The sequence below is a fragment of the Bacteroides ndongoniae genome, assembly GCF_900108345.1.
Classification (GTDB): domain Bacteria; phylum Bacteroidota; class Bacteroidia; order Bacteroidales; family Bacteroidaceae; genus Bacteroides; species Bacteroides ndongoniae.
On sequence record NZ_FNVV01000012.1, the window covers coordinates 694,495 to 715,467 of the forward strand.

Genomic DNA, 20,973 nt, shown 5'->3' on the forward strand with positions numbered 1-20,973 from the left:
AGGCTGAAAGTTACATTCTTTTTGAAGAAAAAGGATGGAGCAAATAAACGAATAATAGATGAAAGATATGTCTGAACAGAATAACTCACAAATGTTTTCTTCCCCCCTCTCCTTGGGAGAGGGGATGGGGGTGAGGCAAGACTTCCCCATCCTTAGCCGCACCGTCTATGGCAAACCGCTGGTCTATTTAGACAACGGCGCCACAACCCAGAAGCCGCGCTGCGTAGTCGATGCCATCACCGACGAGTATTACAGCGTCAATGCCAACGTGCACCGTGGGGTACATTTCCTGTCGCAGCAGGCCACTGAACTTCACGAAGCCAGCCGCGAGACGGTGCGCAAGTTTATCAACGCCCGCAGCACCAACGAGATAGTCTTCACCCGTGGCACGACCGAAAGCATCAACTTGTTGGCCTCCAGCTTTGGCGAAGCTTTTCTGAAGGAGGGCGACGAGGTGATTGTTTCCACCATGGAGCACCACAGCAACATTGTCCCCTGGCAACTGCTGCAGATGCGTAAGGGCATTGTTCTCCGTGTGATTCCCATGAACGACCGTGGCGAACTGCTGCTGGACGAATACGAACGGCTCTTTACTCCGCGTACCCGGATTGTCTGTGTGGCTCACGTCAGCAATGTGCTGGGTACGGTGAACCCCGTGCGCGAAATGATAGCCACGGCCCATGCCCACGGCGTCCCCGTGCTGGTAGACGGCGCACAGAGCATTCCCCACATGCCGGTGGATGTGCAGGCGCTCGATGCCGATTTCTACGTCTTTTCCGGACATAAGATTTACGGTCCCACAGGCGTTGGCGTGCTCTACGGCAAGGAAGACTGGCTCGACAAGCTGCCTCCCTATCAGGGTGGGGGCGAGATGATTCAGCACGTTTCGTTCGAGCGCACCACGTTCAACGAACTGCCCTTTAAGTTCGAGGCCGGCACGCCCGACTACATCGGCACTACAGGTCTGGCTAAGGCACTGGACTACGTTTCTGCCCTCGGTATGGACCGCATCGCAGCCTACGAGCACGAACTGACCGAGTACGCCACCCGTCGCCTGAAGGAAATACCCGGCATGCGTATCTTCGGCGAAGCTCCCGAAAAGGGTAGTGTCATCTCCTTCCTTGTGGGCAACATCCATCACTTCGATATGGGTACGCTGCTCGACCGCCTTGGCATTGCCGTGCGCACGGGACATCATTGCGCCCAGCCGCTGATGCAACGGCTTGGCATCGAGGGCACTGTCCGCGCTTCCTTCGCCTTGTATAATACGAAGGAAGAAATCGATGCGCTGGTAGCCGGTGTGGAGCGCGTGAGCAGGATGTTCTGATATTTAAAGCCGTCAATCGGAACCATAAAGCCGCAGAGGACACGGATTGCAATTTAAATCCGTATTCTCTGCGGTTTATATTATCTGTCCGACCCTTTTCTTTGATTTTTCCATCTTTTTCTCTCCCTCCTGCAACTTTTCCTCCATCGGTTGCGTCTAATAAGAGCAAATAACTTTTAAATGACGAGACAGATATGTTACTTACAACCACTTCTATGATTGACGGCGGGAGAATTACCCGCTACTACGGCATCGTGTCGGGCGAGACCATTATCGGTGCCAATGTGTTCCGTGACTTTTTTGCCGGTATCCGCGACATTGTGGGCGGACGCAGCAGCTCTTATGAAGAAGTGCTGCGCGAAGCCAAGGAAACTGCCTTGCGCGAGATGGAAGAGCAGGCTCGTGCCTTGGGGGCCAATGCCGTGATAGGCGTTGACTTGGACTACGAAACTGTGGGCGGCAGCGGCTCCATGCTGATGGTGACGGCAGCCGGTACGGCGGTGACCGTAGAGTGACGCAAATACCCCTGTGAACCACACTTGCGCGGCTCGTGTGGGACACTTGCACGGCTCACGAGCAACACAAGTGTCTCTCACGAGCCGTACTTGTATGGCTCCCGGACAGCTCTGGAGTGCTTCTGCGAGGGGGGAAGATTCACTGCTTCCGGTATACGCTTTTAGAAGGTGGAACCCTGTTCTGCCTTCCGTTTCTGCCAGCGGTCACGCGCCAGCTTCTGCATGTCGGTCACGGCGTCGCGCTCGTCCACAATCTCGAAACCGAGGGCTGTTTCGATGATGTCTTCCATGGTGACGATGCCCCGCAGACAGCCATATTCGTCGATGATGATGGAGATGTGCTCTTTCTTCTCAAGCATTTTTTCCCAGATTTTCGAAACCGAAGTGCTTTCGGGGAAGGTCAGGATGGGGCGTACAATGTCGGACAGCTTCATGTCGAACTTGTCTTCGGCCAGGCGCTCCAATACGACTTGCCGCAGCACGTAGCCCGTGATGTTGTCTTCGTTGTTGTGGAAGACGGGGATGCGCGAATAGTTGCAGAACTGCTTGCTGCGGTAGAAGTCCTTCAGTGTGGTGTCCTCGGGTGCAGCGGCCACTACTACACGAGGCGTCATCACGTCGCGGGCCGTTACGTTGTCCAGCTTGATCAGGTTCTGTATCATTCGGTTTTCGTCCTTCTGGAACACGCCTTCCTCGGCACCGATAGACACCATGGCCGACACCTCTTCGCGGCTCACCGAAGCCTCGTGCTTCGACGGCGCCACCAGGCGCGTAATCAGTTCGGACAGCCACACCAGCGGATAGGAGATCAGAATCATACCCCGGATGATGCGGGCCGAAGGCACAGCCAGCGAACGCCAATAGTTGGCACCCACACTCTTCGGGATAATTTCGGAGAGGACAAGGATGAGGATGGTCAGTACGGCGGAGATGATGCCGAAATAAGCTTCGCCGAACACTTTTACGGCTTCGGCTCCGACGCCCGCCGCACCCACGGTGTGGGCGATGGTGTTCAGTGACAGAATGGCGGCGATGGGTTTGTCAATGTCCTGCTTCAGCCGCTTGAGCAGGGTGGCCGACTTGGCGCCGGACTGTTCCTTCATGGTGATGAAGGACATGGGGGTAGACAACAGCACTGCTTCCATGACGGAGCAGAGAAAAGATACGGAAAGGGCAAGAATAAGGTATAAAAGTACAAGTCCCATAAAATGAGTATTAAGTGAAACATGCGGACGCGAGCCTTTGGGATAGGATAAAGGCCCGTCCGGTTGATAAAATAAAAGCTGTAGGATGGAACTTGTGTCTAAAGCCGATAGATGCACAGCGTGGAACGGCGGCGGATATAGTCGGCCGAGGGTGTGCACAAGGTTTTCCGGCCGGAACAGGCCGACAGGGATGAAACGTGGCGCTGGATGACTGACGGGCCGGAAACCGACGTCGTCTGGTGGCGCAGCCTTGTTGCCGAAGGGGCATAGGGAGTGGTGTCTTCGTCGATGCAGGTCGAGCCTTGCTGGCAGAACTGCATTTCGCAGTTGTCGAACGAAGTCACGTCATCGGGCAGCGATTCATACTGTCCGAGGGGTTGCAGCATGGCGAAAAGCAGGATGATGATCCACGTTGCAACCTTGTATATGCGGTTATCTTTTTTCATTTGTGTGGAGCAAAGATAGGCAAATGCCTTTCTTGCCCGTAAGGAAACGGTGCCTTTTTGTTTTTTTAGCATTTGATTGGTTGCCATAGCGATGAGAATAGTGGTAAACAAATTTGCTTATTCCGTCTCAATTCTATATATTTAGCGCATTCTATTTTGTCAAACCTCAAAACATAAAGAATGCTATGGATCAACTTCTATTCTGGGTCGTACCGGTAGCTTCCGTGCTGGCCCTTGGCTTTGCCTGGTATTTCCATCGTCAGATGATGAAGGAGAGCGAAGGTACTCCTCAAATGATTAAGATTGCGGCGGCCGTGCGCAAGGGCGCCATGTCTTACCTGAAACAGCAATATAAGATTGTGGGACTGGTCTTCCTGGGGCTGGTCATTCTGTTCTCCATCATGGCCTATGGCTTCGATGTGCAGAACCACTGGGTGCCGGTAGCTTTTCTGACGGGTGGCTTCTTCTCAGGCCTTTCGGGCTTTCTGGGCATGAAGACGGCCACTTATGCTTCGGCCCGTACAGCCAATGCAGCCCGAGGCTCGCTGAACGGCGGTCTGCGCATCGCCTTCCGCAGTGGTGCGGTGATGGGGCTGGTAGTGGTCGGACTGGGACTGCTGGACATTTCCTTCTGGTACCTGTTGCTGAATGCCGTAATACCTGCCGAAACGCTGACACCCACACACAAACTCTGTGTCATTACCACTACGATGCTTACCTTCGGTATGGGTGCCTCGACGCAGGCCCTCTTTGCCCGTGTGGGTGGAGGTATCTACACGAAGGCGGCTGACGTAGGTGCCGACCTTGTGGGTAAGGTAGAAGCCGGCATCCCCGAGGACGACCCGCGCAATCCCGCCACCATTGCCGATAACGTAGGCGACAACGTAGGCGACGTTGCCGGTATGGGTGCCGACCTCTACGAGAGCTATTGCGGCTCTATTCTGGCCACGGCAGCACTGGGTGCGGCAGCCTTCATACATTCGGGCGACACGCTGATGCAGTACAAGGCCGTCATCGCCCCGATGTTGATAGCGGCGGTGGGCATTCTGCTCTCCATCATCGGTATCTTCTCAGTACGCACCAAGGAGAATGCCACAATGAAAGACCTGCTCGGCGCACTGGGCTTCGGTACCAACCTCAGTTCGGTGCTCATCGTTATCGCCACGTTCTTCATCCTCTGGTTGCTGAAGCTCGATAACTGGATGTGGATTTCGTGTTCCGTTGTCGTTGGTCTGCTGGTGGGCATCGTCATCGGACGCTCCACGGAATACTACACTTCGCAGTCCTATAAGCCCACACAACGCCTGAGCGAGAGCGGAAAGACGGGACCGGCCACGGTCATCATTTCCGGCATCGGTCTGGGTATGCTTTCCACAGCCATTCCGGTGATTGCGGTGGTAGTGGGCATCATTGCTTCCTACCTGTTCGCTTCGGGCTTCGACTTCAGCAACGTAGGCCTCGGACTTTACGGCATTGGCATTGCTGCCGTAGGTATGCTTTCTACGCTGGGCATCACCCTGGCTACCGATGCTTATGGCCCCATTGCCGACAATGCTGGCGGTAATGCCGAAATGTCGGGCTTGGGAGCCGAAGTGCGTAAACGTACCGATGCCCTCGACTCACTGGGCAATACGACGGCCGCTACGGGTAAGGGCTTTGCCATCGGTTCGGCCGCATTGACGGGACTGGCTCTGCTGGCTTCGTATGTCGAAGAAATCCGCATCGGGCTGACCCGCCTCGGGACTACCGAAATCTTTGTAGGCGACAAGGCCGTGCCTTTGCAGGACGCCACGTTCTTCGACTTCATGCACCACTACGACGTCACACTGATGAATCCCAAGGTGCTGTCGGGTATGTTTATCGGCTCCATGATGGCCTTCCTGTTCTGCGGACTGACGATGAACGCCGTAGGACGTGCTGCCGCACACATGGTAGACGAAGTTCGCCGCCAGTTCCGCGAAATCAAAGGCATCCTGACGGGCGAGGCCGAACCCGACTATGCCCGTTGCGTGTCCATTTCGACCCGTGGTGCGCAGCGCGAGATGGTGGTTCCGTCGCTCATTGCTATCATTACTCCCATTCTGACAGGTATTGTCTTTGGCGTACCGGGTGTGCTGGGCCTGCTGATTGGCGGCTTGAGCAGCGGTTTCGTATTGGCTATCTTCATGGCCAACTCCGGTGGCGCGTGGGACAACGCCAAGAAGTATGTCGAGGAAGGAAACTTCGGCGGCAAGGGTAGCGATGTTCACAAGGCAACTGTGGTAGGCGATACGGTAGGCGACCCCTTCAAGGACACTTCTGGCCCCAGCCTGAACATCCTTATCAAACTGATGTCGATGGTAGCCATCGTCATGGCCGGACTCACTGTGGCTTGGAGCGTGTTCTAAGAGGAATTATTTTGGTCGGCATAATCGCTATTTTCGACCGGATAATCCTTGAAGCCTCTGTTATAAGACGAATACATATAAAAACGTTTTTTTACTAATCTGCGGTTTACTTTATATTTGCACATAGCAGATGGGTATGCGGCGTAGCAGAAAGGAACTGTTTCTGAGGGTCCCTACGCTGCATTTTTAATATGAACCGATGGCTTGAGAGGACCTGTTGAAGCCACTAAACAGATTAAACGTCTATGAAAACTTTAAAGTATTTGTCTTTTCTTTTGTTTGCCTTTGTATTAAGTGCAGGTTTTGCGTCGTGTAGCGATGATGACGAAAGTATAGATCCTGCTGCTATTGTCGGTAAGTGGGAAGCTGTATGGAGTGAAGGTTACGAAATTGACGATGAGGAACCTGAATACAATGACAGATGGAGCGAAGAAGTTGGAGGTGAATTTGTTACATTCGAAGCTGACGGGAGCGGATATTATCAGAATAATACTCAGAAGTTCTCGTGGAAGTTAGAGGGTAACCAGCTCATGATTGACGAAAGATACTCTACTGAAGTATATACGGTAGTAAAGCTGAATGCTTCGGAAATGGTACTCGAATATTATGAAAAAGAAGATTCCTACGAGTATTATGATAAGACGACTTGTAGAAAGGTAGAATGAACATACTAAGAGAATGGTTTAGGAAAAAGGATGCCGGCAGGCATCCTTTTTTTGATATTATTCCCCTATCTTTGCTGTCGAAACCAGAAAAACGAGACAGATGTTACTTCCTTACCTGAACCCTGATTTGATCGAAGCCGGTTGCGACGAGGCCGGACGTGGTTGTCTGGCGGGGGCTGTTTATGCGGCTGCCGTCATCTTGCCCAAAAATTTCCGTAACGAGCTGCTGAACGACTCCAAGCAACTGACCGAACACCAACGTTATGCCTTGCGTGAAGTTATCGAACGGGAGGCCCTGGCGTGGGCGGTGGGTGTGGTTTCGCCGCAGGAAATCGACCAAATCAACATTCTGAACGCTTCCTTTCTGGCTATGCACCGCGCCATCGACCAGCTGAAGATACGGCCACAGCATCTGCTCATCGACGGTAACCGTTTCCGGAAGTACGCCGACATCCCCCACACTACGGTGGTGAAGGGCGACGGCAAGTATCTTTCCATTGCCGCCGCTTCCATTCTGGCCAAAACCTACCGCGACGACTACATGAATCGCCTGCACGAGGAGTTTCCTTACTACGACTGGAACCGGAACAAAGGTTACCCTACCAAGAAACACCGCGCCGCCATTGCCGAGCACGGCACTACGCCCTATCACCGCCTGACATTCAATCTGCTGGGCGACGGGCAGCTTTCGCTGGATTTTAAATAATGTTACTATCTTGGAGGCGAGAATGTGCTTGGAAAATAAAAGCCGAGGTAGATTGCCAAGATTAAAATGAGTAAACAAAATGATAATTCAGAAGCTGTTTTGATTTCATTCGATAAATTTGTTAAGCATGATTTGGATGAATGCGATTTGTACCATGGCTTCCGCAGTTTCAGCGAGGAATTCATAATCGATGGTTAGCCTTCTGAAGTTTTCCAGCCATGAGAAAGAGCGTTCCACAATCCAGCGCTTAGGCAGAACTTGAAACTTGGTTGGACATTCGTCCGGCCTGAGCACGACATCCAATACCCATCCGAATTTCTTCTTGACCCAATCAGCCAACTTTCCCTTATAACCACCGTCTGCCAGGATTTTCACCAAGCGCGGGAATTTATAAGCAAGTTTCTCTATGACTTGCGGAGCGCCTTTGCTGTCATGCAGGTTGGCTTCATGGATTGCGACGGCTAACGGAAGACCAAGCGTATCGACAATTATGTGCTCTTTCCGCCCCTTGATTTTCTTGTTCCCGTCTATACCGCGGTCAGAATCAACATGATGGGAAGTCTTCACACTTCTGGAATCCATGATGCCAAGGCTGGGGCTTTCCTGACGCCCTGCCTGTTTACGGATGAAAGCGTGCAAGGTATCCATCACCTCTTCAAACACGCCTTCAAGCTTCCATTTACGGAAATAGTAATAGACGGTTTGCCAAGGGGCGAAGTCAGAGGGAAGCATACGCCACTGGCAGCCGGTCTTGTTGATATAAAGGATTGCATTCATTATCTCTTTAAGAGAATGTTTTCGGTTCCTCGCTTGCGGTTCTAAAATATTTTTTATAACTTGCCACTGTTTTTCAGTCAGGTCGGTTGGATAGTGTGTCATAACTTTATAGTTTGGTACCTTTAAAGATATAACATTTTTCCAATTGGCCTGCTGATTTCAAATTTTAAGGAGACTGTAACATTATTCTTGAATCAATTCAAAACAGTTTCTCATCGTTGGCGTTTTTTTAATATTAAAAACCTTTTCTGTTTTGTTAAATTCTGCTATTTTTGCATTATGACAATCTCCTTTTGATTATTATAATAAAAAATATAGGATTACTACTTATGCAGCGCCTTATAATACAGATATTAAGTGTTTTACTAATAATGGTAAGCTGTGTCCCGTCCGTACATGAAGGAGCTAATATGGATGCAGGAAAGCAGGAAATAGAAAAACTGGCAAAACAGATGGCAAAAGTTGATTCGCTTGACTGCTTCATCCATCAGCATAGGAAGAACAATTACGCCCTTAGTATCGCTTATAAGATAAGAGGAAAGGAACTGCGGGATAAATCTCGTTTCAGGGAAGCTTTGAATGCCCATTATAAAAGTTTGGAATATGCCTTGGCGGCTCAAGATACTAATGAAATCATTCAAGCATACAACAATTTAGGTACAAACTTCAGGCGTATGGGGATTTTGGATGAGGCATCTAACAACCATTATACCGCATTGCGCTATTGTGAAAACTGGAGCGATACAATATCGGACGTTGCGAAAAAAAACAAGGTAGTTTCGCTCAATGGAATCGGTAATATCCATCTGACATTGGGTAATGCTGAAATTGCCATGCAAGCTTTCAGTAAAGCACTCGAAGGAGAAAAGAAATTGGGCAGCTATTTGGGACAAGCCATCAACTATGCTAATATTGGGAGTATATTGGAAACGAAAGGAGAAACAGCAAAAGCCTACATCTATTACCAGGAATCTATGAAATTCAATCGTTTGGCTCAATCCAATTTAGGCATTGCTCTTTGCCATAATCACCTCGGACGTATGGCAGAAAAACAAAAAAATTGGAAAGAAGCTTTGGAACATTACCAAAGTTCGGGCCAACTTATGGAAGAAAATTCAGATCGGTGGCATTGGCTGGAAGCACACATTGCCATTGCGCGTGTGTATTTATTGCAGAATCTGCGCGGGAAAGCCGAGCCTTATATCGAAAGAAGTGAACAGGAAGCACTGAATATCCACTCACCTGAACATTTGTCTGAAATATACAGGTTGAAGTCTCTAGTCTGCCAACAGGCCGGAAACTTTAAGGAAGCCATTAGTCATTACGAAAAAAGTTTGGCATATACGGATAGCGTAATGAACGAGAAAAACAAAAGCAATACGCTGAACTTACAGATGAAGTATGAGAGGAATAAAGCGCAGAAAACTATCAACGTGGCTCAAAATGCTTATCGAACAGAGCAGAAATCCAAAAATACAATTCTTATAGGTAGTGTGTTATTTGCTATATTGGCTGTAACTATTATATTGCTTCTGCTATACATTCAGCGCATACGTCTACGAACCAACCGGCAGCTGAAACGTACGATTCAGATGAGAAGTACTTTCTTTACTAACATTACTCATGAATTTCGGACTCCACTTACTGTCGTCATAGGCTTAGCCGAACAGTTGAAAAAACAGGAGTTTGGGAAAAAAGATGTGGACGATTATCTGGAAACTATTATCAGACAAAGCCGCAGTCTGCTCGGGCTGGTTAACCAGTTGCTTGATGCAGCCAAATCGGCTCCGGGTATGGAACAGCAGAAATGGGTACATGCAGATATTGTTTCTTATATCCGGTTGGTTTTGGATGGCTATCGCTGCTATCTGAATGCCAAACATATCCAACTCATCTTCACTACACAAGTACAGACGCTACAGGCAGATTACATTCCTGAATACATCAATAAAATATTGCAGAATGTACTCGGTAATGCTATTAAATTCGCTCCCAAAGAGGGAATGATACAAGTTCACTTGGGCACAGCATCCGACAAGCTGTTGATTCTGCAAATTACTGATAACGGGCAAGGAATATCAAAAGAAGAACTTCCATACATCTTTGACGCATTTTACCAAGGGTCAAACAGCAAAAATAATATGGGTACCGGTATCGGATTGGCTTTTGTCAAGCAAATGGTTGAAAGTATGAATGGAAGTATCACCGCTGCCAACAGCAAAGAGGGAGGAGCCGAATTTACCATTCGGATACCCTTACAGAATCCAAAGGCTCATATTGAAATTCGGGTTGAAGAAAGTGAACCTGCTTTGAGTAGTTTGCCGGAAAACAATGAAAAGCCTGCTGAAGCCTGTGATATAACCGTAATAGATGAAGAACCTTTAGAGAATGCTAATCCGTTGATTCTGATTGTGGAAGATAACCAAGATGTGTCATTCTACATTCATAAGCTCGTTGAGGGAAAGTATCGGATCAGGCATGCACACAATGGATGTGAAGCTTTGAACGTATGCAATGAAAATATGCCCGATTTAATCATTACGGATCTGATGATGCCTGAGATGGATGGATACACCTTGTGCCAAAATATACGCAGTTCACAAACGCTCAACCATATCCCTATCATCATTACAACAGCGAAAAGTGAGGAAACCGATAGGTTGAAGGGAATACAGGTTGGAGCAGAGGCTTATTTATTGAAACCTTTCAATGCCGACGAACTATTGCTGCAAATTGAAAATATCCTGAACCAGCGGCGCATCTTGCGTGAAAAATACTCGAAAGCATTGTGCGAGGGCAATACGGGGAACGTTGAATTGCGTCCTGCCGACCGTGACTTCCTGAACAACTTGACTGAATTTATACATCAGCATTTGGCCGAAAAGGCTTTGAATGCAGAAATGGTTGCCGACAAATTTTGTGTCAGCAAATCGCAGTTGAATCGTAAGATACGAGCCATAACCAATTACAGTACTACGGCTTATATTTTGTTAATCCGTATGGAAAAAGCCAAGCGTCTGTTGGTTTCCACAGAACAGCCTATTGGTGAGATTGCCATGAACTGTGGTTTCGAAGATACCAGTTATTTTACGCGCGTATTCAAACAACTGTTTTCTACAACACCTTCATTGTTCCGTAAAACGCCTCAATAAGGACGTATGTTCATCCCGGATTTGGAGTGAAGTGCGCAAAAGTCATCCGGAAGAATCTCTAATTAATTAGCTAATATTGCATTCGTAACGTAAGTTGTGTGGTTAGCTGAACTGCACATTCACAGTTACTCGCGACTTTTCTAATCTAATAAATGCAGGCTGGTGTGCCTGCAATTCTGCTGTTGTGTCCCTTCTTATTTAACGTTTGCTATTGTTGAAAAAAAGAATTTATGCTTTCAAATCTGGGTTCAATTTAGATTGATGGCAAATTTTGAGCCCCAAAACTGTCTGCTTTTTGATAATCAGAAGACTGAAAATTGCGGATGAATGAGAAATGAATGACGTATTAGTAGGATTTTTAATATATTGATTATTAGTTGATTATTAAAAATTAATGCTTCAATTTTCCTATTTGTAGGATAGAATTGGGTTTAAAAATCCTTATTCTTGCTTTAAAAATCCTAACTTGATGAAGCGGATTGGGCTACATTTGCATGACAACAGGAAAATCCTGGAAACATGTTTAACTTATTAATGTTATGTGCTATGAGAAGAAGGTATCTTAATGTAATGCTAGTGGGTGCCCTATTGATGGCTTCTACTGGAACATTTACCTCTTGCAAGGATTACGATGATGAGATTGCTAATCTGCAGGAGCAAGTGAATCAGAAAGCTTCTATTGAGGAGTTAAGATCAGAAATCAGTAGCGTTGAATCTGCCATTGATAAGGCAGTCGCTGATGCTGATAAAGCAATCAAAGAAGCTCAGGCTGCTAAAGCTGAAGCTGAAGAAGCTTTGGCTCAAGTTGGTGAAAACACTCCTGATGGAGTGACACAGGAAGAATTGGAACAAATGCTGAAGCAAGCAATTGCTGATGCTGAAAAGAAAATTCAGGAAGAGTTGGGCAAAAAAGCTTCACTAGAGGACGTAAATGCGAAAATTGAAGCTTTGAAAGCGGAACTTTTAAGTGATTTTGTATCAGACGAAGAGCTGAATGCTTTGGCTGCAAAAGTATCTCAGTTAAGTGAAGAAGTCATCAGACTGTTAGGCCATCGTCTGACAAGCATGAACTTGGTTCCTACGCAGCATATCAATGGTATTCCTGCCATTATTTTCACTTCGCTGAAATATACTCCGCAGGTATATACTCCTATTAAAGGACATGCTGTAACGGATTATTCTGACCCATTGCATCCAGTAATGACAACACCTGCCGATCACTCCAAACGCCCTGTATTGGACCACACGGCTGTAGCGGGTGCGAAAGTACGTTATCTGTCTAGTGAGAAGAACGAGGCATATTATCAGGTAAGTCCTAATATGGGTGTCCGTACGCAGGATCTGGAAAGTCTAGCCTTCGACTGCATGACTTCTAAAAACATAACTCGTGCAGCTGAAAGTGACCTGATTAAGCAGAACAGTCCTATTGAAGTGACAGGTTTTAAAATTGACAAGAGTCTGATGACTGTTACTTTCAAGAAAAGCAAAGAATTCTTGAACGACCGAATCATGAGCACGGGCGATGCTCACCCCGCACCTGGACAAGAAAAATTCTGGATGGCATCGGCTAAAGCTGCCATTGCTAAGGAAAATCTGGATGCTGAGGAACGGAAAGCTTATGAAGCAGGAACAAAGACCTATGTGAACTCTGAATATTCGCGTATTGAAGAGCTGGTTAAAGTGCCTTATATTGCCAATATCAGAACAGATTTCGGCAAGCCTTTGACTACCGACTATTTTGCTGACGAAGTTCAGACAGATGCCAATGGAAGTTTCTATGTACACTATCGTGACTCCATTTGTACATATGAATCTTTAGCAGGTAAGGATATTGACATTTATGCAGACTATGCCGAAGAACTGGATCTGAAGAAGTATGTAACAGTCTGTGTTTCTGATGAGGCAGAGGCATGGAAGGATCATGCTCAACACGAACTGTTCAAGAATTACAAGGATTATGGTCTGGAATTCCGCTTTAGTCTGGCAGCAGCTCCATACATCACTTTAGGAGGTCCGGAAGGTAATACCAATAAGACCGACCAGCAGAAGTTTGCAAAAATTGATTCTCCGTCCAATGGTATCATGACATCAAAGGTGTATACAATTGAAGGAACATCTGCTACAGCTATCGGTCGTGAGCCTATCGTGCGTATATCATTGGTTGATACCAAAAACGGTGATGCATTGGTTGCACAGCGCTATCTGAAAGTAAAATGGACAAGAGAAATTGGTGTGAAGGAAATCACAATCGAGTTTGATCCGATTTGCTATGCTTGTGGCATCCAAAGCCGTGTAACGACTCAGATGATGAATGAATTAATCTACCACCAGGCTAAAGAAGGCGGTATGACTCACGAAGAATTCAAGGCTATCTATACGACATTTGACGAAAATGCTTCTGAACCTTATGGTACGGCTAAGAACGTAATCAATACCGAAGGTGGTGTAGATTCTTATAATATCCTTTGGGATTTGACAACAGAAACAATGGGCAACATCTGGCCGGGTCAGAAGTACAAAGACTTCAGCAAGGTTGTTTACTACAGAAATGATTCCAAGTCTTATCCGGATCTGAAGATTACATTGAAGAGAAGAGTGAACATGCCTGAACTTGGCGTTTGGGGTCACTTGGGTACATACTGGAAGACAACAGATCCGAAGTACACAATCTTCAACGTTAACCCGATTGTTTATGATACGGAAGAATCCAATCCGGCATGGGGCGAACTGGAAACAAACGCAGCAGACTGGAAGGATGAAAATGCAACTTGTAACATTTATACCGACTTGTTGAACGGATTCCTGAATGAAGAAGGTACGAAGCCATTATTCGCAGAAGATGCCGTTTGGTATGACTGTGGTAAAGTGAAGGAAGATTTCTATAAGAAACCTTATGAAACCATTCGTTTCGTGTTTGACGATACGCGCATCAATAACTATACTTACCAGTATTACAACCGTTCGGCAATGAAGTATGAGCCTAAGAAGGCAACGGTACAAAATAGACTGGAAACGATTGACGGAACCTCTTACTATGTATCTATTTTGTGGATTAACGGTGAAGTTGCTGCCAAGATCATCAATGAAAGAAAGAACTTCTTGAATGCGGCAGAACAGACTTACAACATCCGTCTGGAAGAGGAAAATGCAATCCACGCTCCGCGCACCGGTGAGAAACCGACAGAAGCAGCCAAGGCATTGGTTGGAGCAGATGTTCCGGTTAGAATGGAGGCGGTACTTTGCGATGCAGTTGGCAAAGACTGGAATGTAAAGACTGTGAAGGCTTATGAGGCATTCATCATTGAACCGTTGACTATGAGCGATCCGACATTGGCACCGTTCACTGATGCCCAAGAAGGTGGTTCTCGTATTTCTATAGAAGGTAAGTTCACATATAAGGCTTGGAACAATTCTACCGTTGCTAATACAGCCGGATTGCCAAAAGCACTGTGGGAATTCTATGAAGCAAACGAAGGTGAATGGCCATACCTCGATCTGACTACCGGTGAATTGGATCCTTCGAGACTGAAGACCAACTTGAAGTTAGTTGATGGAAATATTGAACCGGTTGAAGGTTACCAAGATGGTGCATTGCCAAAGAATGTGAAAATTATCAGAACAACTTCTGGAGGTAAAGACGAATTGGTTTACTATAACTATAGCGGTACGCCTGTTAATAAGGAATACATCATTTATATTCCGGTTACCTTTACATATAAGTGGAAGACATTTGTTTACAATGTAGCCGTAACAGTTAAACCTAATCCAGGTACCCCGTCTGTATAGTACATGGGCTAATATCCAATACGTTGGATAACTAAGAGTAGGGGATGTGCACATCGTTTGTAGTGTACATCTCCTATCTTTTTTATGCTATTTCTTCTCAGAACCACTTGATCCTCCTGAACCACACGAACGTCACCGCCGACAGGGCGACGGACAGCACTACGATGAGCAGGAAGGCATGGGGGAAGGCATCCAGGTGGATGTCTACGTTCATGCCGTAGAAGCTGGCGATGACGGTGGGTATCATCAGCGTGATGCTGAGGCTCGTCATGCGTTTCATGATGTCGTTCACGTTGTTCGAGATGATGGAGGCGAAGGCGTCCATCGTGCCGGTCAGGATGTCGCTGTAGATGTTCACCGTGTTGTAGGCCTGGCGCAGCTCGATGACGGCATCGTCCAGCAGCTCCATGTCCAGCATGCCGGTGTTCTGGAAGATGTTCTTCAGCCGGCCTATCAGCACTTCGTTGCCGCGGATGGAGGTGTCGAAGTAAACCAGCGTCTTTTGCAGCTTCATCAGTCGCAGCAGGTCTTCGTTGCGGATGCTCTTCTCCAACTCTTTTTCGGCGTTGGCCACTTCGTTGTTTATCTGCTTCAGGTACTTCAGGAACCAGACGGCCGAGGAGTAGATGAGGCGCAGGATGAGGTCCAACTTGTTGTTCACACAGATGCCCTTGCGGCGCGTGTGTTGGATGAAGTCGGGCAGCAGCTCCGTGCGGTGGTAGCAGACGGAGACGATGATGTCGTTGTTGGTGATGATGCCGATGGGCACGGTGATGAAGGGAATCTGCGGGTTGCTGCTTTGCATGGGGATGCGCAGGATGGTCAGCAGCCAGTTGCCTTCGGTCTCGGTGCGGGGCCGTTCGTCGGCGTCGGCAATGTCCTCCAGGAAGGATTCGGGTACGTTAAGTTCGCGAGTCAGGAATTGGAAATCGTTGTTGTCGGGGCATTCTACATTTACCCAGCAGTTGGGTGCCCACACAGGCTTCTCTACGAAGCCGTTTTCGCTGTAGAGATACTTTCTCATCGGTGATAGCCTCCTTTCTTAGGTTACGTACGGAGGCTGGCGATGCAGAGGGTCTCCGTCCGCGGTTAAGGGTTAATACTGTTGCACGTTCGAGGGTTTGAATCGTCCATATCTTGTTCTCAATTTGTTTTTAATGCGGGGCAAAAGTAATGAAACGGACCGATAGCCGGTGCATCCGGCCTGATTTTTTAGGTTTTGTTTCGATTTGGGGGAAGGAACCGGTGGCGGAATGTCGCGGAGCGGGTTCTGCCGGTCGGCGGGAAGGGTACAAGTACACCGTTTGTGGGACACTTGTGTGGCTCGTGAGCCATACTTGCACGGCTCGCGAGCCACACTTGCGTTACATTTGTTCCACACAAGTGTCCTACACACGGGGGATAAGCACCATTCGCGAAGGGCGTTGCATTATAGTGATATTCAGCGCGTTATTCTGTTTTCTTCTGTTCCGTGCCGAAGCGTAGTTGCAGGAAGGAGGCCAGGTTGTAGGCTTCGACGTTTTCGGTGCAAATGCTGCCGTCCTTTTCCACCACGACGTAATGCGGAATGCCGTTGAAGCGGAAGAGTTGGCGCAGGTACTTGTAGTCCGTGTCCCCCAAGCGGAAGCAGGCTTCGCCTTTCAGGTTCTTCTCCACGTATTCCGTATAGTCTTTCAGAGGCGATTCGGCTTCACTGGTGATGTAAACGAACTGGAATTCGGGATGGTTGCGGTATTGCTCGCGCAGCTTGGCTGTGGCCTTTATGCCTGCCCGGCAAGGACCGCAGGTGGTTGCCCAGAAGTCGACGAACAGCACTTTGCCCGCATGGGGCGCGATGATGCGGCGGAAGATGTCGGTGGCTTTCCCTTCGGGCAGTTGGTACGACGTCGTTGGGGTGTCGGGGAACCGTTCTTCCAACATTTCGCGGGCTGTGGCTCGCAGATAGGGATGGGTGACGGTTTTTTCCAGCTGGGTAAGGAAGGCTTCGGCATACTGGCGCTGCTTTAATACATCAGATAACATGAAGTGCAGGTTACGCACACGGGCTATTTGCCAAAGCAATGGGGAGGGCGTGGCGCACAAGCTGTTGACGATGCTGTCTTTTTTCTCAGAGAATCTCAGCTGAAGTCTCAGCTGTCTTTCCTCTAAGGGCAGAGCCTGAAAGGCTTCATCGTTCTGTATGTTTATCTGCTCCTGAAGGGGAATGGAAAGCGGACTCATGAATTCGAAGCGGTTGATAAAAAAGTTTGTGCCGTAATTGACTAATACCGACTGCTCGTTCAGAGGCATTTCCTTCAGAAAATCGTAGTAAGAGGCGTCGGGTTGCACTTTCAGTATCTGATTGGTAGTGTCTTGCTGTGCATAGTAGCTGCGATCCATTTGGAAATCGAAGTAAGCCATCCCTGTCTGTGTAGCTTTCTGGTTGCGTATCAGCGACACGGCTTTCTGCGAGGGGGCGTAAAGGCGGGAGAGCGAGTCGGCCTGCTGTTGCCATTGGTCGATGACGGGTTTCAGCCGTTCCTGGAACTGGGCGGGCGTCAGCGTCTTCTGTGCTTCGGACAATTGGTTGTAAGGATACTGGAAGTATTTGTTCAGTGTCGTGGCTAAGTACGACAGATCGGGTCTCTTGCCCATATAGGCGGTGTGGGAGAGGGGGTAGTTCATATCGCGTGCGCGGCTGCGGGCCATGACGTCTTCCCAGTCTATGTAGAGGGTGACGGTGTCGCCCGGTTCGGCATAGAAGGGTATATCTATATTATTTCTAATTATCAGGTTCTCGCAGACGGGATGCCGCAGGAGGAAGGAGCATTGGAAGCTGCCGTCGGGGTTGATGGGCACCACGGTGGGATAGTCCTGTCGGGTGATTTCGTCTTTCAGATAGAGGATGCCGCTGTCAAAGCCCAGTCGCGGGTCGTATCCGTTCAGATAGCCTTGCAGGCAGACGCTGTCGCGGCGGAAAAAGTCTTCTCCATAACCGTTGTCGGTTTCGGCGGCAACCGTCCCAGGACGGGTACGGACATAACGCTGCGCTTCGTCACCGTCGAGGGCAATGAGGCAGGAGCCGTCCTTGCGTGGTGTCAGTTGCAGGGTGGCGGTGGAGCCGTTTGTGCGGCTGCGGGCAGTCAGCACGATGCGCTTCCCTTTCTTGCGGCATTCGGTCAGATCGTACAATCGGTTGTTCAGGATGACGAGCGAGTCGTGGACGCCATACGTCCAGCGGCCTTGCGCGTCGTCGGCAAACCAGTTGCCTTCCACTTGTTTCAGAGGCGATGGCTGCTTGGGGTTCGTGGGTACTAACGAGATGTCGTAAGTATTGCTTTCGTTGCCGTTGGGGTCAATCATGTGGATGGTCTGTGTTTCCTTGGGCAGGGGCTCGAACAGCAGTACAAAGTCCATTTCGCCCGAATCGGGCATGAAGGTTTCTTTTTTCAGTTCGATGCCTTCGGCGCCCGTTTGTGCGTAGCGTTTGCCGGTGGCGGCATCCTCCAGATAGTTTTCTCCGTCTTCCATAATCCACCAGTGCGGACGGAAAATGGCGTGAATATAGACTTTAGTGTACTCAGGGGTGCGCTCGATGCGGGTGATGTTGCGGATGCTGCCGTTGCGTGCCTTGAACGTGGGGTTCTCGATGGTTTGTGCCGTCAGCAGTCCTGGTAGCAGGAGCAGGAGGCTGCAGAGAAATACCTTTATCATAGTAGTATTAAAATAAGTTAGACAAATGTTTTTGTTATATTGTCTCAAAGGTACAAAAGTTATGTATAAATACAAATTTCATTGACTCAAAGATACAACAATAGTAAAAGACAGCTTATCTTTGTATTGTTCATAATCTTAAAAATCTATGAGTAAAAGCGTTAAAAAATGGTTGGCATTGGGCATATGCTTAATGCTGGTATTGTCCCCTTTGCGGGCACAAATTCATTGGACCCTGGTGGAACCGGGAGTGTGGAAAGGAGTTGTAGGTACTCCGGAAGAGTATTCGTTATTGAGTGTTTCGGGAAAGATGCCGTTGAAAGAGGGTTTTACCCGTCTGCCGGTAGTGACTTTGCCTGCTTTGGCCGATGAAATAACTGCTACTTTGAACGACGGGAAGACGTACATTACTATTCCCTTGCAGCGACAGGAACAGTTATATGGTTTTGGGCTGAATTTTAAAACTGTGCACCAGCGTGGACGAATATTGAATTTGCATGTAGATCATTACGGTGGTAAGGATGATGGTAGAACTCATGCGCCAGTTCCTTTCTATGTATCCAGTTGTGGCTATGGTATATTAATTAATTCAGCTCGTTATTTGACTGTTTATGCTGGAAGCGGTTCGCGCAAGGATAGCCCTGACGCACCTGTTGCTAAAGACCGTAATACGGACAAGACGTGGAGCGCCAATCCCTATTCGGATGCTGTTTCAGTATTGGTTCCGGCTCCGGGTGTTGAGATTTATCTGTTTGCCGGTCCCCAGCCGATGGATGTGGTACGCCGTTACAACCTGTTCTGCGGAGGAGGTACGTTGCCTCCGCGCTGGGGATTGGGATTTACGCATCGCACTCCCTCTCTTTATACGGCCGATCAGGTGAAGCAGGAAGCCGAAGAGTTTGAACGTCGTGGTTATCCGCTCGATTTCATCGGTTTGGAACCCGGCTGGCAGAGCAAGTCTTATCCGTGTACGTTCGAGTGGGACAAACAGCGTTTCCCTCAGCCGAAGGCATTTGTGGACGAGATGAAGAAGCGTGGCATCCGTATTAATTTGTGGACCAACCCTTATGTTTCTCCCGAGTCGGACATTTATGAACAAATGTTTCCGTTGAGTGGCTCGCACACGGTGTGGTGCGGCATTGTGCCCGACTTGGCTCACGAAAAAGGACGTCGGCTTTGGATGGACAAACTGGACAAGGAACATGTAGGCATCGGTGTGAGCGGTTACAAGGTGGACGAGGTGGATGGTTACGACCGTTGGTTGTGGCCCGACGTGGCTATCTTCCCCAGCGGTGTGTCGGCCGAGCAGATGCGGCAGACCTATGGCCTGTGGGTACAGCGTACGACGACCGACCTGTATCACCAACGCAATCAGCGTACCTATGGACTGGTACGTGCCTCCAACGCTGGTGCCAGTGCTTATCCCTACGTCATCTATAACGATTATTACAGTCATCCGGACTTTATTACGGCTTTGATTAACTCGGGCTTCTGCGGTGTGCTTTGGACACCTGAAGTACGTGGCTCTAAGACAGCCGAGGAGTGGTTGCGCCGCTTCCAGACGGTAGTCTTCTCACCGATGGCTATGCTCAATGCCTGGGCTAGTGGTACGAAACCTTGGTCGTTCCCTGAAGTAGCTGAGCAGGTGAAAGAATACGCCCTGTTGCGTATGCGGATGATTCCTTATTGGTATACAGAGTTTGCTCGTTATCATTTTGATGGCATTCCTCCTTTTCGTGCTATGAATCTGGAGGCGGGTTTTTCCCCTTCTGGAGTAGAGCCTGTGGAGCTGCAAAATACCAATGCAAATTTGGAAACCAATCCTTATTTGGAGGCCGTTTCCAAAGAAATCAAAGACCAGTACATGGCAGGCGAATACTTGTTGATAGCTCCTTTGTTTGCAGGGCAGACTCAGCGTAAGGTTGTTTTGCCGAAAGGTAACTGGTATGACTTTTATACGGGTAAATATGTGGGTAACGGAGAAACAATTACCGTTTCACCAGGTTTGGATCGTATTCCGGTGTTTGTGAAAGATGGAGCGATTATTCCTTTGATGGAGCCTCTGCTGCATGCTCCAACTGCTGGGCAGAAAATGAATCTCGAAATTCGTCATTATGGAAAGGCCGATGGCTTTTATCGCTTCTACGATGATGATGGAGAAACGTACGATTATGAGCGAGGCGAATACACATGGCGTGATATCCGTGTGACCCGCGACCGAAAAGGACGGTTGAAAGGCAGTATTTCGAAGGCCGAGAGGGGAAAGCCGGATAATATCGGTACTGTAAACTGGCGTTTCATGACGCAGGAGTAA

The 20,973-nt window shown here is 48.4% G+C and carries 13 protein-coding genes; 8 read left to right on the forward strand and 5 right to left on the reverse strand.

The genetic code is table 11. The annotated features are described in order from the left end of the window. The first annotated feature begins 91 nt into the window (after positions 1-91). Entirely contained in the window at positions 92-1,327 is a 1,236-nt protein-coding gene (locus BQ5591_RS02985) for a cysteine desulfurase (RefSeq protein WP_071148582.1), read from the forward strand. Positions 1,328-1,521: 194 nt separating this feature from the next. Beyond that, positions 1,522-1,842, forward strand: a complete 321-nt coding sequence (locus BQ5591_RS02990) for a heavy metal-binding domain-containing protein (protein ID WP_071148383.1) — start codon at positions 1,522-1,524, stop codon at positions 1,840-1,842. Positions 1,843-2,003: 161 nt separating this feature from the next. Here the strand turns inward: BQ5591_RS02990 and BQ5591_RS02995 are convergent, their stop codons facing one another. Next, a complete protein-coding gene (locus BQ5591_RS02995; protein WP_071148384.1) occupies positions 2,004-3,047 on the reverse strand; it encodes a CNNM domain-containing protein in 1,044 nt (347 codons plus the stop codon). 98 nt (positions 3,048-3,145) lie between these two features. Further along, entirely contained in the window at positions 3,146-3,493 is a 348-nt protein-coding gene (locus BQ5591_RS03000) for a hypothetical protein (protein ID WP_071148385.1), read from the reverse strand. Between the two features lie 185 nt (positions 3,494-3,678). Here BQ5591_RS03000 and BQ5591_RS03005 point away from each other — a divergent pair, with 185 nt between their 5' ends. The 3 genes from BQ5591_RS03005 (at position 3,679) to BQ5591_RS03015 (ending at position 7,251) form a co-directional block, all read left to right on the forward strand. Continuing rightward, on the forward strand, positions 3,679-5,880 hold the full coding sequence (locus BQ5591_RS03005; RefSeq protein ID WP_071148386.1) for a sodium-translocating pyrophosphatase: 2,202 nt from the start codon (positions 3,679-3,681) through the stop codon (positions 5,878-5,880). 245 nt (positions 5,881-6,125) lie between these two features. Next, a complete protein-coding gene (locus BQ5591_RS03010; RefSeq protein ID WP_022163404.1) occupies positions 6,126-6,545 on the forward strand; it encodes a lipocalin family protein in 420 nt (139 codons plus the stop codon). 100 nt (positions 6,546-6,645) lie between these two features. After that, positions 6,646-7,251 (forward strand): ribonuclease HII, encoded by a 606-nt coding sequence (locus BQ5591_RS03015; RefSeq protein WP_071148387.1) that lies wholly within the window; start codon positions 6,646-6,648, stop codon positions 7,249-7,251. A 105-nt stretch (positions 7,252-7,356) separates the two neighbouring features. On the opposite strand, the gene BQ5591_RS03020 is transcribed toward BQ5591_RS03015, so the two are convergent. Then, positions 7,357-8,130 (reverse strand): IS5 family transposase, encoded by a 774-nt coding sequence (locus BQ5591_RS03020; RefSeq protein WP_071148388.1) that lies wholly within the window; start codon positions 8,128-8,130, stop codon positions 7,357-7,359. A gap of 308 nt (positions 8,131-8,438) precedes the next feature. Here BQ5591_RS03020 and BQ5591_RS03025 point away from each other — a divergent pair, with 308 nt between their 5' ends. Together BQ5591_RS03025 and BQ5591_RS03030 are read left to right on the forward strand one after the other, a co-directional pair. Further along, entirely contained in the window at positions 8,439-11,180 is a 2,742-nt protein-coding gene (locus BQ5591_RS03025; RefSeq protein ID WP_159434424.1) for a hybrid sensor histidine kinase/response regulator transcription factor, read from the forward strand. Between the two features lie 546 nt (positions 11,181-11,726). Then, positions 11,727-14,966 (forward strand): hypothetical protein, encoded by a 3,240-nt coding sequence (locus BQ5591_RS03030; RefSeq protein ID WP_071148389.1) that lies wholly within the window; start codon positions 11,727-11,729, stop codon positions 14,964-14,966. Between the two features lie 97 nt (positions 14,967-15,063). On the opposite strand, the gene BQ5591_RS03035 is transcribed toward BQ5591_RS03030, so the two are convergent. Both BQ5591_RS03035 and BQ5591_RS03040 read right to left on the reverse strand, forming a co-directional pair. Then, positions 15,064-15,990 carry a magnesium transporter CorA family protein gene (locus tag BQ5591_RS03035; protein WP_071148390.1) on the reverse strand — a complete coding sequence of 309 codons (927 nt, stop codon included), beginning with the start codon at positions 15,988-15,990 and terminating at the stop codon, positions 15,064-15,066. A 425-nt stretch (positions 15,991-16,415) separates the two neighbouring features. Next, entirely contained in the window at positions 16,416-18,659 is a 2,244-nt protein-coding gene (locus BQ5591_RS03040; protein WP_113740833.1) for a TlpA family protein disulfide reductase, read from the reverse strand. A 193-nt stretch (positions 18,660-18,852) separates the two neighbouring features. Between BQ5591_RS03040 and BQ5591_RS03045 the strand changes: the two genes are divergently transcribed. Continuing rightward, positions 18,853-20,973 carry a glycoside hydrolase family 31 protein gene (locus BQ5591_RS03045; RefSeq protein ID WP_394331794.1) on the forward strand — a complete coding sequence of 707 codons (2,121 nt, stop codon included), beginning with the start codon at positions 18,853-18,855 and terminating at the stop codon, positions 20,971-20,973.

What these genes read in the sequence shown, in the direction of transcription:
- BQ5591_RS02990 (WP_071148383.1), top strand. Translation starts at nt 1,522, where the DNA reads ATGTTACTTACAACCACTTCTATGATTGACGGCGGGAGAATTACCCGC.
- BQ5591_RS03010 (WP_022163404.1), top strand. Translation starts at nt 6,126, where the DNA reads ATGAAAACTTTAAAGTATTTGTCTTTTCTTTTGTTTGCCTTTGTATTA.
- BQ5591_RS03020 (WP_071148388.1), bottom strand. Translation starts at nt 8,130, where the DNA reads ATGACACACTATCCAACCGACCTGACTGAAAAACAGTGGCAAGTTATA.
- BQ5591_RS03000 (WP_071148385.1), bottom strand. Translation starts at nt 3,493, where the DNA reads ATGAAAAAAGATAACCGCATATACAAGGTTGCAACGTGGATCATCATC.
- BQ5591_RS03040 (WP_113740833.1), bottom strand. Translation starts at nt 18,659, where the DNA reads ATGATAAAGGTATTTCTCTGCAGCCTCCTGCTCCTGCTACCAGGACTG.
- BQ5591_RS03045 (WP_394331794.1), top strand. Translation starts at nt 18,853, where the DNA reads ATGCTGGTATTGTCCCCTTTGCGGGCACAAATTCATTGGACCCTGGTG.
- BQ5591_RS03035 (WP_071148390.1), bottom strand. Translation starts at nt 15,990, where the DNA reads ATGAGAAAGTATCTCTACAGCGAAAACGGCTTCGTAGAGAAGCCTGTG.
- BQ5591_RS03025 (WP_159434424.1), top strand. Translation starts at nt 8,439, where the DNA reads ATGGATGCAGGAAAGCAGGAAATAGAAAAACTGGCAAAACAGATGGCA.
- BQ5591_RS02985 (WP_071148582.1), top strand. Translation starts at nt 92, where the DNA reads ATGTTTTCTTCCCCCCTCTCCTTGGGAGAGGGGATGGGGGTGAGGCAA.
- BQ5591_RS03015 (WP_071148387.1), top strand. Translation starts at nt 6,646, where the DNA reads ATGTTACTTCCTTACCTGAACCCTGATTTGATCGAAGCCGGTTGCGAC.
- BQ5591_RS03005 (WP_071148386.1), top strand. Translation starts at nt 3,679, where the DNA reads ATGGATCAACTTCTATTCTGGGTCGTACCGGTAGCTTCCGTGCTGGCC.
- BQ5591_RS02995 (WP_071148384.1), bottom strand. Translation starts at nt 3,047, where the DNA reads ATGGGACTTGTACTTTTATACCTTATTCTTGCCCTTTCCGTATCTTTT.
- BQ5591_RS03030 (WP_071148389.1), top strand. Translation starts at nt 11,727, where the DNA reads ATGAGAAGAAGGTATCTTAATGTAATGCTAGTGGGTGCCCTATTGATG.